Raw genomic sequence first — 13,709 nt, 5'->3', positions numbered from 1 at the left:
TGGCAGAAACGCCCACCTGATCATATCAACTATTTTAAAAAATTACAATAGCATGAAGCAAATTTTTGCATCAGGGATACTTATGTCCCTGCTCTCCACATCTGTTATGGCCCAGGTACAACCCTTTACCGGATTTACCAGGCAGGATTTAAAAGATGATTTTAAATATGCCGTTGAACTGTTGAGGAAGCAGCATCCGAATCCTTATAAGTTCACGGACACGATTACATTTAACGGTAAAATGGATTCCCTGATGAACCGGCTGGATAAAGATCCGTCGCTGTTAAGCGCGTTACGGTATTCTCCCATACAATTATTCAATGATGTGCATTTGAAACTGGATTATGATGAAGAGCATGTGGTGGACGTGTTTTATGGTATTAATCATTTTCCGCTGGCTATCACCACTTTTAAAGACAGGATCATTGTTAATGCCAAAGGAGAAGTCATTCCCTTCGGTGCAGAAATACTTAGTATTAATAAAATACCTGCCACAAAGCTGCTCAGCGAAATCGGCTACGTTACCTATAGTGACGGCTTTATAAAAACGGGCGCCGATCGTACGGCAGCAAGCCTTAGTTTGTTCATCAGTCTCGTTTTTCCGGAGGCCACCAGCTATGAAGTAGTGTACAGGGAGTATGGGGCTAAAAATCTCACTACGGTACAGCTGAAAGCAGTAGACGCTAAAACCGGTTACCATAACCGGAGCCTCGGAGAGCTGCCCTTTAATAGTTTCCTGAAGCGTGCCTATGTAACGAAGGAATACCAGGATAAGGAATCTACCGCCATCCTGACCGTTCTTACCTTTATGCTGCAGGAAAATGCGATGTATAAGGAACTGAGCGATTTTTTTGCAGAAGTAAAGAAGCGCAATATCAGCAACGTCATCATAGATATCCGGTCGAACGGCGGAGGTAACCCGAATATGTCCGCACTGCTGTATTCCTTCGTGGCGTTACGTCCGTTCGACAATGTTTTCAATTACCGCACAAAGAACATACAGATGCATGATCCCGGCAACCTGTTAAATGGATACGGAACCAAAATGGGCGAAACGGAAGTAAGGGAAACCGAGAACTTCCTGAAACAACGGTTCGATTACGACAGCGCGGCAGGGTTTTACTATGGTAATGCGCGCCTGACAGAAGGTTCCATTTCCAACTATCCACCCGATAAGAATAACTTTAAGGGTAACGTGTATGTGCTGATCAGCGGCGGCACCGTGAGTGCGGCCACCTACTTTGCTGCGCTGGTTAAGAATAACAAGCGTGGTATGCTGGTAGGCACCGAAACAGGCAGCGGTGAAGCATCCACTACGGCTGCATGGTTCAATACCTATATACTGCCTAAAACGAAAAGCAAGTTAACGGTTCCGATGAGCGAAGTGTATTTTATGAAAGCTAAGCAGGATAACGGACGGGGGTGTCAGCCCGACAAAGAGCTGACATTTGACGCGTTTCAGCAATATATCCGCGCCGGCAAAGATCCGGAGATCCAATATACATTGGACTTCATCCGTGCCGGTAAACGATAGTAGCAGGAAATTCACAGCGGCGCATTAGCATAGAAAATAATAGCATACCTGACCTCCGTATCCATGTTTACGCTGGTAGAATAAATAATATATGTTTCATGTTTTTAAAAAGAAATAGTTAAAATACAAAGCCCACATAAATTATGCGGGCTTTGTTTTGCTTGTTAATCATAATGAGGTGATTTCATACCTTTGCTGGCTTCCTCAGTTGCATCGCCATCAAAAATCCTGACTGTCAAACTTGCATTAACATACCTGGCCTGTTCCGCATAAAGGCCGGTTGCAAATTCCCTTGCATTTTCTATAGAGTCAAATTCATAAAAACCGCCTACAGTATTTGTTCCGATACCTAAAAGCCAGGTCTTTCGAACAAGACCTTTTACGTCTTTTAATTGCTCGTTTACTGGCGCCCAAAGCTCTTTTGTAAATGCCGGAACCGATGTCTGGAATTCTCCATAAAGGAAAACCTTACCAATTGCTCTGCTCATTGTGTAGTTTTTAAATTGTTAAACAATAAGGCAAAAGTGGAAAATTATGAAAATTTAAACGTTGTCATATGACAACGTTTTTCAAAGTTTGGCTTTTAATTTACTAAGCGTAGAATTTGTCATTCCCAAATAAGATGCGACTGCTTTGCTGGATATTCTTGTCAGGAGTTTTGGTTCATGTTCCATAACCCATTTTAGTTTATCAATACCTTCCATACCTAAGAAACCATATATGCGCATTTGAGAATGTATTAGGGCAAATTCAATAACTTTGTTGTAATACATTTTTAAATCCTTGTATTTCTCCGTTAAATTAAAAAAATCCTGTCTGCTAATCACTTCCAGTTCTGCTGGTTCGTAGGATGTTAAAAAGTCCCTCGAAGGCTTCTGGGTGATGAAACTTGTCAAAGTTGTAATGAAGCTGTCTTCAAGTGCAAAATAACCCGTAATCTCGTTACCTTTTTTGTCAATTTCATATAGTCTAAGGCATCCTTTATTTATAAAGTAAAAATGTTTGCAAATTTCTCCTTCTTTCTCTAAAACCTGATTCCTTTTGGTTTTAATTGGTTTAAACGACTTCAAAATATCGCGTATTTCGTCGTCTTTCAATTGAGTATTTTGTTTTAAGAAATTATGTAACTGGCTTATCATTGATTTGATATTATGAAAGTTGATTAAACCGGTACAATCGCAATGCACCTTTTTTAAAAAATGAATTTCGGAAAATATTTTAATTAAAGACTACAAATCAAGCTTTAAGGGAAGTTGAAAATTCAATACTAAAAAGCTTAATCCCAACGAGGGGTTATCAGGGCTGCCTTGCCAACTGGTTGTGAGGGACCATCGCTTGTCCTTCACTTCAGGTTGCCCAAAGGGCTACATCCAGTGAAGATAGAAGCCATTTTTCTGATCAGATATTGTCATTGCTCCTTATTTTTTTTCGGTAAGCCGAAGGGCATTATATTCCGGCGATTAATCGGGTTGATAAAATTGTTGAAATGCCCGGAAAGCAAATGGGGTATTTCGTTTTAGCCCCGGCCGTAAGCTTAACGTTGCCATAACATGGATGAATTATTTTTGCAGGCCAAATTGTCTTGCTTTCAACCATGTACACGGAGCTAACGGATTTAGAGTTATTGGAATGTATTAAACGTGACGATGTCAATGCATTTGAAGCGTTGTACCGGCGCATGTGGGAAAAGCTGTTCCTGTTTGCACAAGGCCGGCTTAAAAGCAAGGCCGATGCAGAAGACGTGGTGCAGCAGGTTTTTATGAATATCTGGGAACAACGGGCTACCAAAAATATTGTCGGTTCGTTTTCAAACTATCTGTTTACTGCTGTTCGGTACGAAGTAATAGACCACCTGGCGGTCATGCTGGAAGATCACCAGCAACGGGCACATGTAGAGGCGCATATTTTACCGGGTTTTAATGAAACACTGGAAAATCTGTTGGCCAAAGAAATGGACAAGGAAATTTCGGTCCATATCCAAAACATGCCTGAACAAATGCAACGAATTTTCCGGTTGAGCCGGGAAGAGCAGTTAACCCCTGAAGAAATAGCGAAAACCCTTGCTATCACAGAGAAAACCGTCAGAAATCAACTGAGTATTGCCGTCAATAATTTACGCCCCCTGGTAAAAGAAAGCCTTGTTTTACTGCTGATTCTCCACACATAACAATTTGGTAACACCAACGACCGGGATAAAATGCCTGTTTTTCGGGCATATATAAAACGGTCTTCATGGACTTACACGAACTACAGCAAATTATACATAAATACCAGCAGGGCACAGCTACGCCAACAGAAACGCAGTTGGTGGAAGCCTGGCTGCTGCAAACAACCAATGATGAATCTGCCTGGTCGTCACCAACAGAAAGGGCGGCTACGGAAGACCGCATTCTAACTAAGCTACGCGCCGGCATTGGTATTGCGGCCCCCCGACGCAGGTCAATATGGCAACACCGGCTGCTCCGTATAGCGGCCATGTTCCTGCTATGCGCCGGCGCAGGTTACGCGGGGTACCAATACCGTTATCATTTGCTGGATTATGTGGATCCCATAGAAAGACTAACCGTTAGTACCGGCATGTATGATATTAAACAGGTAATACTGGCAGACAGTACTGTTATCACCCTTGCTCCCCAAAGCAGTCTTACCTACCCACGGAAATACCGGGGGCAGTCGAGAGAGGTTGCCCTTCATGGGAAAGGGTATTTTAATGTTAACAGGCATCCGGGGCAACCATTTTGGGTGCATACAAAAAGTATAGATGTACAGGTACTTGGAACCTCTTTTGTGGTCAATGATCAGCCGCAAGACAGTACTGCAGGCGTAAGCGTGCTAACAGGAAAAGTAAATGTCAGGCACGAACAACTGCTCCTGGGCGTGCTCACTGCCAACAAAGCCGTGAGTTTTAATAAGACAAACGGAACATCCCGTATAACTGAAATCGATGCCGCAGGGGAAATGCGGTGGGTAGACAAACACCTCGTATTTGAAACAACCGCACTCTCAGAAGTACTAAAAGCATTAGCGGAACAATACAACATCGTCTTTCAGTCATCAACAAATATAGAGAAAGGTAAAGTATTTACAGGGGAGTTTACGGCAAAAGATTCACTTACCGATATACTGGATATCATCACTATTTCAACAGGGTTGAAGTATCAGCTATTAAATAATCATACTATAAAAATATACCGGTAAAAACCGGCAGCGCCTCGCGAACGCCCGGTTATATTTTAAGATGCCCATTTAGCCATGGGATATTTCATTGACAGCAATGAAACAGGGATATTTTTTTCAAAAGAAAAATAAAAACGGAATGAAAATATTTTTATGTAACAGTAAAGAACGGGTATTGAAACTATGGAAAAGTGTTATTGCCTGTCTCTTTACAATGGCCTGTATGGCTTTGTCAGCCAGTGGGCAGGAAGTTGTACAACAAAAAGTCACGATCGCTTTCAAAGAACAAAGCCTGGCAGGTTGCCTTGAAAAAATAACCGCCCAAACCAATATTCATTTTTATTACGAAGGCAACGAACTTAAACAGATCAACAAAAAACATACGGCTACTTATACTAATCAGCTGCTATCAGCTATACTAAAAGCATTACTGGAAGGCACCGGTTTTTCCTGGCAGGAAGTAAATAAAAAGATCGTTATAAAGAAGATAATGCCGGATGATCAAAAAAAAGAATCAACGCAAAAAAAAGCCGGGAGAATAACCGGAAGAGTGGTCGACTTTGAAAATGGAGATCCACTTGTCCGCGCTACGGTTAGTTTGGAGGGCCAACCCTATAATACCACTACAGATGAAAAAGGTAATTTCAGTTTGCCGGATATTGCAACAGGTAGCTATACGTTGCTGATATCTTATGTGGGATATAAAAAGGGGAGGGTAGAGAATATAAAAATAGGAGATGACAAAAGCCTGGTAATAGATGTAAAAATGCAGGTGGGCGGTGAGGACATGATTAACATGAAAGGCGTAGTGGTAACCGCGAGGAAAAGCAAGCGGGTGGCTAACACTACTGACGCGCAACTGGTAAATGAAATTTATTCAGCGCAAACAGTTATATCCGGCATATCCAATGAGCAGATATCCCGTATGCTCGACCGGGATGCGGCGGAAGTGGTAAAACGGGTATCCGGCGTAAATATATCTCCCGACAATTTTGTGATTGTGCGGGGACTGGGCAAACGGTACAATCTCACCTTTTTAAATGACGCCATGGCCCCCGCCACGGATGCCGATAGCAGGTCCTTTTCGTATGATGTACTTAGCAGCAATGCCGTTGATCGAATGGTGGTATATAAATCGCCTTCGGCTGATTTGCCCGGTGAGTTTTCGGGTGGACTGGTAAAAATCTATACTAAAAAAAGTCAGTTAACCCGGCAGGTGGATATACAGTTGTCCACCCAATACCGGCCAGGTTCCACGTTTAACGATGTATGGTCCTATACGGGTGGTAAATACGATTTTTTAGGCTTTGATGATGGTACCCGTAAGTTACCCGCAGGGATACCGAGGGCAGAGAAGTTTAACCACCTTACGCCGGCAGAAAATGCCCGGTATTCCCGGCAATTCAGCAATATTTATACCCTCAATAAATCCTATCACGCCATACCCGACCTACGGTTCAATATCAATTATTATGATGCCTGGAAAATTGGCGGCAGGAGCCTGAAAAACCTGACCACCATTGCCTATACCAACACACATGAGCAACGGGAAACAGCACAAAATTCGCTCTATAAATATCATGATAGTAAAATCACACAAGGCATACATGCCGCCCGCCTGTCGCTGTTGCAGAGTAACGAAATGCAGGTAAGCAATAAGCTGACATTGGAGCTGCGCAATTTGTTTAATGTAAATAACCAGCGCATAGCCATGGAAGATTACCTGCAGCTGGAAGATTACCCGGACAATGAGTACCGTCATACCAACTTGTACTATGTAGAAAACCGCTTGTATTCCGGACAACTGGCAGGTACCTATTTATTAGGTGCTGACAAAAGAAATACAGTAAAAGCCAACCTGAGTTTCTCCGGTATTCAAAAGCAGGAACCGGACAACCGTGACTACACCCTCAGCAGCAACATGCAGCAGAAAACCCCATGGATACTGGGTACGGAAGTAGTTTCTTATTACATGCTGTCGAGAGCATATAACGATGTAAAAGAAAAAAGCTACCAGGGAAATGTGGATCTTAATTATCATATTAACAAAACCTGGGGATTTAAAACAGGGCTTTATCGCGAAACCAGGGGCAGGGACTTTAGCAACCGTACATTTATCCTGCTCAATGGCGTGAATTTATATGATCCCAACCTGGCCATTAATGGCTCTAAACTCTCCGGAGAAAACGGCAATGTTGCAGCCAATCACCATGTAGAAGAAAAATATCTGCAGCATTATTTTAATGCGGAGATGTTCAGGGACGATGGTACCGGCTACAGGTGGGCGGAAAAAACGACGCCTAACAACCAGTATTACGCAGATAACGTCTTATCGGCCGGCTACCTCAGCACCGACATCAATCTGCTGGATAGCCGGCTGAACTTGCTGGGAGGGGTAAGGGTAGAGCATAACCGTTTCCGGATATTGGGCAGTTACGAAAACGGGTTAGCGGCTTACCCGCTGGTGGTTGATCAGCCTATCACCTCCGTTTTGCCTTCAGTTAATATTTCATTTAAGGCAGATAGCAGTTTTATTATCCGTATAGGCTACGGCAAAACATTGAACAGACCTGAGTTCCGGGAAGCGGCGCCGGTGCAATATACCAGCTATATAGATAAAGAAACATACATCGGTAACCCCAACCTTACCACGGTGAATATACATAATACCGAACTACGACTGGAGTGGTATCCCAACAGCAGTCGAAAGAACGAGATGATGAATATTGGCTTCTTTTATAAAAATCTCGATAAGCCCATTGAACGTTTCCGGCAGATATTTTCGGAGGGATTTGATCAGCTGGTATATACCAATACCGGCAAGGCAACGGTGTACGGCATTGAAGCTGAGGTGAGAAAGGATTTCGATTTTATACCCGGGAGCTTTTTCCGCAAAGTATCTACTGTGTTAAACGGCAGCTGGTTTAAGAGTAATGTGGATGTACCACCATTGCCTCAGTTCATAGGATACAGCGCAGCCCGTTCCCGGCCTATGCAAGGGCAATCGCCTTACCTGTTGAATGCTTCGCTTAACTACGAAGATGTTGCAAAAGGTACCAGGGTGTCATTTACTTATAACCGGGCCGGCGATTACATTTATGCCGTTGGCGCCAACAAGGGCGAACGGCTGGATGCTGATATTATGCTGAAAGGGCGCGATCAGCTGGATATTACCTGGCGGCAGCGCGTCAGTAAAGTTTTTAGTATCAATGCGGGTGTGCAGAATGTGCTGAATGCGCCCGTATTATTTTACCAGGACTGGAAAAATAATTACCACTATGATAAGCAAATCAGTCCGATTCCTGCACAGGGTAGCGGTGTGTATGAGGCATCAGACCTTATTTTCCGAAAGTATTACCAACGGCCTTATTACTCGTTTGCTGTGAACATGATTTTTTAAATGATAACCAAACAAACATAATTTATGTGTATAAAAGCAGGCAGCAAACTATTGTTGTGGCTATTCAGCAGCATGGTGATATTCTTTTTTTCATGTACCAAATTTGAGGAAAGACTGGATAGCATGAACAGAGAATCCGGCATTATTAAAATCGTAAAAAATTCGAAGAATATTGAAGAAGCGCAGATAGATGAAACCATTACGGTATATGCTAAAATAGGCGAGTCAGCAGCTGCCATAAAACTATATGTATCGGATGTGGAAGCTGCTATCGTCAACCGTGGTCATAGCATGGGCAATATTCCGGGCAGGGGCGACAACCTCAGTTTTCCTATGGATACCTTTGATATAATAGTTCCCAGGAGCGCCAAAATAGGCCCGGGCAATATTTATTTTAGTGTAAATGGTGCCATACAACCCGCGCTGAGCTTTAATATAAAGCGCCCCGATATTCTGGTACCTAATAAAGTGCTCGTAGCACCTTATTTATTTACCTACTCTGACAGTACGAAACGCGCAGATGGAAGTTATGATTATACCTTCCCGGAAGTATTGAAAGATGGTCCATCAGGAGTAGCCGTGGTGAATATTGCAGCAAAACTGACCTACGATAAGAACCGGGAATGTTTTTATTTTCTCGACTATCAGCGGAGTGATGCCTCCTATCGCATACGCAAGCTCAAAGATGGGATAGTAACCACCATTGCCGGAGGCGGGAACAATTACTTTGCCACTACCGGGGCGAATTTGAAATTGGGTACGGAGGATAATAACGGCAACGGCACAACAGGGGTGGATATGAAACCCGGACCCGATGGGAAGCTATATTTCACCAACTTATTTACGATAGACGCCGATCCCATCACCGGGCTGCGCAGTGCTTATTCCCTTATTCAATCTATAGATCCGGCAACCGGCAAGGTGGAAATCTTAGCAGGGAATAATGGCCGGTCAGTGGATTACTATTATTCTAATTATCAAAAGAGTTTTAGAGGATTGGAAGATGGCAGAAAAGAGGTGGCCCTGATTGGCAGCCCGCGCGCGTTAACCTTCGACAAACAGGGGAACCTTTACTTTATAGATGGGGGCACCTATGGTGGTACCCTGCTTCGCCGGCTTTCACGGGATGGAAGCGTGGAAACTGTGCTGGGAAAGGTGAACAGGGACTATTATGAATTTGTAGATGCAGACGATAAAACTTATTCGATTATCACTTACACGATGATAGAAGAACATAGTGATGGATTTGGTGACGAAGTGCGTTTGTATGGTGCTATTAACATGGTGCAGGCAGGCAATGGTAAATTTTATATACTCGGCAACGGTGCCGGATGGGGAACTAATATTGTAGAGGTAAATATGGACACCAAAGAGGCTTCTACAGTGGTGGGCCTGCCGGAAGATCAGCGGACGGATTATACGACCGGTACCTTTAAGGAAGTAGGGCTTTCGACTATTACGACCTTCGATGTTGATTTTGATGGGAATATCCTTTATGGTTTTAATGCCATCTACAAAATGGATCTGCAATCCGAAACCATTTCTCAAATGACCCGGTTTAGCGCCTTTCCTCCGGGATATACGTCCGACCGGCAGTTTATGCAACACACGCAACCTGGTACCAACTGCATTCTTGGCCGCTTAAGCAGTATTGTATTCGATCAGTTTGGCAACCTGTATGCCGGGTACGATTATTTGGCTGCCAGTGCAGATGTAAGGATCGCGAAAGTGGTGATAGAAAGGTAAATCATCTGCTTTATTCAAGAATAAAAAATGACAAATGAGAAGATACTTTATCATATTGCTATATGCAGCTATTGGAATGGGCGGTTGTAACAAAGATGCTGACATGCCCGTTTCTCCTGCATTGTCATACCTGATGGTATATAATGGATCACCGGATTTTTATGGCGCCAACAGTATGGCACTTGTCAATAATTCCCTGTATGGCACCCGTGGTTATAATGAAAATGGCGCGGGTTTGGTAGGCGCTTTCAATTTCTCCAGGTATTCGTTTATTGATACAGGGTTATACCGTATAGCCTTTACCGATTCGACTCGTCAACCGGCGCAGGCGGCGAAAATTTCTGAAAGGTTACTGTCTTTTGAAAACCAACAGCACTATACAGTTTACCTGCTGGATAGCCTCGGCTTTTTTGACATCCTGTATACGCAGGATGATGTAGCGCCCGATGCCGCCAAAGCTAAAATAAGACTGCTACACCTTAGCCCCGATGCAGGAAAGGTATACCTCAGAATAGATACGGCGCTTATCGGCGCTATTCAGAACGTTGGCTTTAGAAAGGTGACAGACTATACCGCTGTAACACCCGACATCAAACCTGGTATACGAATAATGTTTAAAGATGAAGCCGGAGAAGAAAGAACCCTGGTGCGCAAATCGTTTCCACTGGAAGCCGGTAAGTGTTACACCATGATATTGCGTGGCTATAAAGTTCCGGCGGATGGCAATGTAAATAAAACTATCAACCTAAGTACCATCACTAATTTTTAGTTTAAATGCTATGAGAAGTACACCCATATTTTCCTTTGTTTTGCTACTGTTCTTAACAACGACCATTGCCTGTAAAAAAGACCGCGTTACAAGGGAGGCAGTGCCCATTAATGCGATAAAAGTAGAAAAGGTAAGCGCCGGTTTTGTACAGGCCGGCGAAGAGCTGACGGTATACGGCAGCAACCTCGTTCAAGGGGACCTGGTAACAGAAGTCTTTATAGCAGGGCGTCCTTCGGAGATGTTGCATACTTCTGCTGATAGCATTACCATCCGGGTGCCCCTGAAAGTACAAACGGGCAAAGTAATGGTGACCGTTAGCAGGGGAGCAACATTTAGCAGCGCATATGGACCGGATATTGTGGTAAGACCAACACCGCTGATAAAAAGCTTTGCGCCACTGGTTGCCTACGGTGGTGATACCATTGAATTGTACACTGAAAATTTTAGTGAAGAAGAAACCAATAATTCCATTTTTATTGGCACGAAAAAAATACAAATAATATCCCGGAAAGGAAAAGATACGATATTGGTAAAATTACCTGCCGATGCGGTTAGCGGCGTCTTTTCGTGGCATACTTACAACGGTCCGGTTTTTAAACTGGAAACGGCCTTCCTGGTAAGACAAGCCAGCTATGGGGTGAGCACCGTAGCCCGGTGGTTACAACAGGATCCGGGTTTTTCGTATATGGATACGCTGGTGCGCGGCTATCCACAGCTTGCCGGCGGCAACTATCAGAGTACACACAAAACGGTTTATGATACTGTGTTACAGTATATTAATTCTCCTGATAGAAAATATACTATTTTCTTGCCGGGTAATGCGGCATATGAGAAGAATACCAGCAAAGCTGCCTTTCTTGAAAAAATAAAGACCAGGCCCTACAACTACAACAGCATGCTGGCAAACACTATTGTGCCCGGTCATAACATGCGGTTGGCTGGCATGCAGGATGGCGATAAACAGCCAGCGGCCTATACGATGAAGCTGGCTTATTGGGAATATAATATTCCGGCAGATGATTATAATTTTATAAAGATTATTGTGGAGGAAGGGGTGAAATATGCGCAGGTGTGGGGGCCATATGATCAAACGCAGCCCCGGGTAAAGATATTAAGGGAACACCAGGTTGGAAATGCGACTATTATTGAAACGGACGGGGAACCGGGTGTGGTATTTTACTAGGTGACAATGTAACCTGCTACATTGGAAATTTCTGGGGACATCACTTAAAACTGACCTCAAGTTTACATCACAGCCGCATGGTAAAAAAACAACGTATGATTTTGCATCAGACACGATAGGCAAATAGTCGGATTTGTATAAAAGAAAGTCTAATTAAACCAAATATTGGTTAAGTATTTCGAAGTAAGTTTGGTCTATCAATTAGCAGTTCCTTTTATAAGCCGGGAATTGCCGGTAAAAGACAGGTGATTCCCGGCATATAACAGCAGCCAACAAAATTAAATTCCATGAAAAGAAGAGCGCTGATTAAAGATTTAACGACGGGCTTATCATTCCTATATCTATTTGATCTTTATACGCAGCCCTGTTGAAGACCCGGTCAATTCCACGTGTGGCGCCAGGTCATTTAAACCGACCCCGGATTCGCCGGGCCGCTACCAGGAACCAGGCTTGCTTCACGATGCAGGGTAAAGCATTGTATGCAGTGATGTTGGGCTGGCCGGCAAATAATTCCATACCAGCACGGGTATGTACCAGCTTCACCTATTTCCGAAACCGGGCAACAGCGTTACTGTATACGCATGCCAGCTGATCAATACCTGTAAATTTTAAGACGCATATATGGCAAAGAACCATACATTATTTCCGTTTATTCTGATTACAAGCCTGTTTTTTTTATGGGGTTTTGCACATAACCTTGATCCTATATTAATACCGCACTTGCAGAAATCATTTACGTTGACCACTGTTCAGGCTACCCTGGTTGATTCAGCTGTGTTTATCGCTTATTTTCTCATGGCTTTACCGGCGGGATTTATTATGAAAAAGTATGGCTATAAAGCTGGGATTATCGCAGGCCTGCTGGTTTTTGCCCTGGGCTCGTTTTTGTTTATTCCCGCTGCCAATACGCAACAGTATACCTTTTTTCTTATTGCCTTGTTTATTATAGCCTGTGGCCTCACAATCCTGGAAACAGCGGCTAACCCTTATGCATCATCGCTTGGCGATCCTGCTTCCTCCACACAACGGCTGAATCTTGCGCAATCGTTTAATGGGTTGGCTGCTACACTGGCGCCTGTAATAGGTGCACGTGTTATCCTTACAAAAGGTTATACCGCGGCGCAGTTAAACACTATGACGGAAGAAGGCCGTCAGCTCGCGCTTGCGGCGGAAGCAGCCACGGTGAAAATGCCTTATTTTATTCTTGGGAGCGTATTGGTATTGATTGCGATCATTTTTGCCTTTACCCGCTTGCCGGCCATCCAGGCAAACGAAGATCATGTAGCCAGCAAGCATATTTTCCATGCGTTTAAACATCGTCACCTGGCATGGAGTGTTGTTGCACAGTTCTTTTATGTAGGCGCCCAGGTTTGTGTGTTTAGCCTGTTTATCCTCTACGCAACGAAGGCGGCAGACATAACGGAGGTAAAGGCAGCTGATTACCTGGGGTTATGCGGGTTGGCATTCTTAATCGGAAGATTTATTGGTACTTACTTAATGCAATATTTCAGTTCAGGCAGGTTGCTGGCAGTGTATGCGGTTATGAGCACTTTACTTTGCGTGATCGCCATCCTGGGCACTGGTATGATTACGGTTTACGCGGTGATAGGGATCTGCTTTTTTATGTCTATCATGTTTCCAACCATCTTTGCCCTTGGTATAAAGGAATTACGCGGCGATACCGAATTTGGAAGCAGTTTAATTATCATGTCTATTGTGGGAGGCGCTATTTTGCCCCGGGCATTTGGCTACATCAGCGATGTAACAGGTAATATTCAATATGGTTATGCAGTACCATTGGTTTGCTTCCTGGTGGTGGCGTATTTTGGATTTAAAGGCCATCGCGTAAAAGTGAAGACCGAAAAGTTATTGGTGTCAACTATTCTTTGAAAATAAGCAG

The 13,709-nt window shown here is 43.7% G+C and carries 10 protein-coding genes; 8 read left to right on the top strand and 2 right to left on the bottom strand.

What is annotated here, in order from left to right:
- Positions 1 to 52 precede the first annotated feature (52 nt).
- Positions 53 to 1,534: a S41 family peptidase gene (locus KE626_RS24775; protein ID WP_211975704.1), complete on the top strand. Its 1,482-nt coding sequence runs from the start codon at positions 53 to 55 to the stop codon at positions 1,532 to 1,534.
- Between the two features lie 164 nt (positions 1,535 to 1,698).
- Here KE626_RS24775 and KE626_RS24770 read toward each other — a convergent pair whose 3' ends face one another.
- Positions 1,699 to 2,022, bottom strand: coding sequence for a hypothetical protein (locus tag KE626_RS24770; RefSeq protein ID WP_211975703.1), 324 nt, complete (start codon positions 2,020 to 2,022; stop codon positions 1,699 to 1,701).
- A gap of 81 nt (positions 2,023 to 2,103) precedes the next feature.
- A complete protein-coding gene (locus tag KE626_RS24765) occupies positions 2,104 to 2,631 on the bottom strand; it encodes a Crp/Fnr family transcriptional regulator (RefSeq protein WP_211975702.1) in 528 nt (175 codons plus the stop codon).
- 497 nt (positions 2,632 to 3,128) lie between these two features.
- Between KE626_RS24765 and KE626_RS24760 the strand changes: the two genes are divergently transcribed.
- The 7 genes from KE626_RS24760 to fucP all read left to right on the top strand — a co-directional run bounded on the left by KE626_RS24760 (position 3,129) and on the right by fucP (position 13,699).
- Complete coding sequence (locus KE626_RS24760) at positions 3,129 to 3,701, top strand: RNA polymerase sigma-70 factor (protein ID WP_211975701.1); 573 nt, start codon at positions 3,129 to 3,131, stop codon at positions 3,699 to 3,701.
- A gap of 65 nt (positions 3,702 to 3,766) precedes the next feature.
- Positions 3,767 to 4,732 (top strand): FecR family protein, encoded by a 966-nt coding sequence (locus KE626_RS24755; RefSeq protein ID WP_211975700.1) that lies wholly within the window; start codon positions 3,767 to 3,769, stop codon positions 4,730 to 4,732.
- 118 nt (positions 4,733 to 4,850) lie between these two features.
- Complete coding sequence (locus KE626_RS24750) at positions 4,851 to 8,111, top strand: TonB-dependent receptor (RefSeq protein WP_211975699.1); 3,261 nt, start codon at positions 4,851 to 4,853, stop codon at positions 8,109 to 8,111.
- 24 nt (positions 8,112 to 8,135) lie between these two features.
- Positions 8,136 to 9,857, top strand: a complete 1,722-nt coding sequence (locus KE626_RS24745) for an NHL repeat-containing protein (protein WP_211975698.1) — start codon at positions 8,136 to 8,138, stop codon at positions 9,855 to 9,857.
- A 34-nt stretch (positions 9,858 to 9,891) separates the two neighbouring features.
- A complete protein-coding gene (locus KE626_RS24740; RefSeq protein ID WP_211975697.1) occupies positions 9,892 to 10,626 on the top strand; it encodes a DUF4397 domain-containing protein in 735 nt (244 codons plus the stop codon).
- 10 nt (positions 10,627 to 10,636) lie between these two features.
- Positions 10,637 to 11,809, top strand: coding sequence for an IPT/TIG domain-containing protein (locus KE626_RS24735; protein WP_211975696.1), 1,173 nt, complete (start codon positions 10,637 to 10,639; stop codon positions 11,807 to 11,809).
- A gap of 621 nt (positions 11,810 to 12,430) precedes the next feature.
- Positions 12,431 to 13,699, top strand: coding sequence for an L-fucose:H+ symporter permease (fucP, locus tag KE626_RS24730; protein ID WP_211975695.1), 1,269 nt, complete (start codon positions 12,431 to 12,433; stop codon positions 13,697 to 13,699).
- Positions 13,700 to 13,709 lie beyond the last annotated feature (10 nt).

It is taken from the genome of Chitinophaga hostae (assembly GCF_018224885.1).
Taxonomy (GTDB): Bacteria; Bacteroidota; Bacteroidia; order Chitinophagales; family Chitinophagaceae; genus Chitinophaga; species Chitinophaga hostae.
Note: the sequence above shows the minus strand (reverse complement) of the source record. Positions and strands in the feature narration are given on the sequence as shown.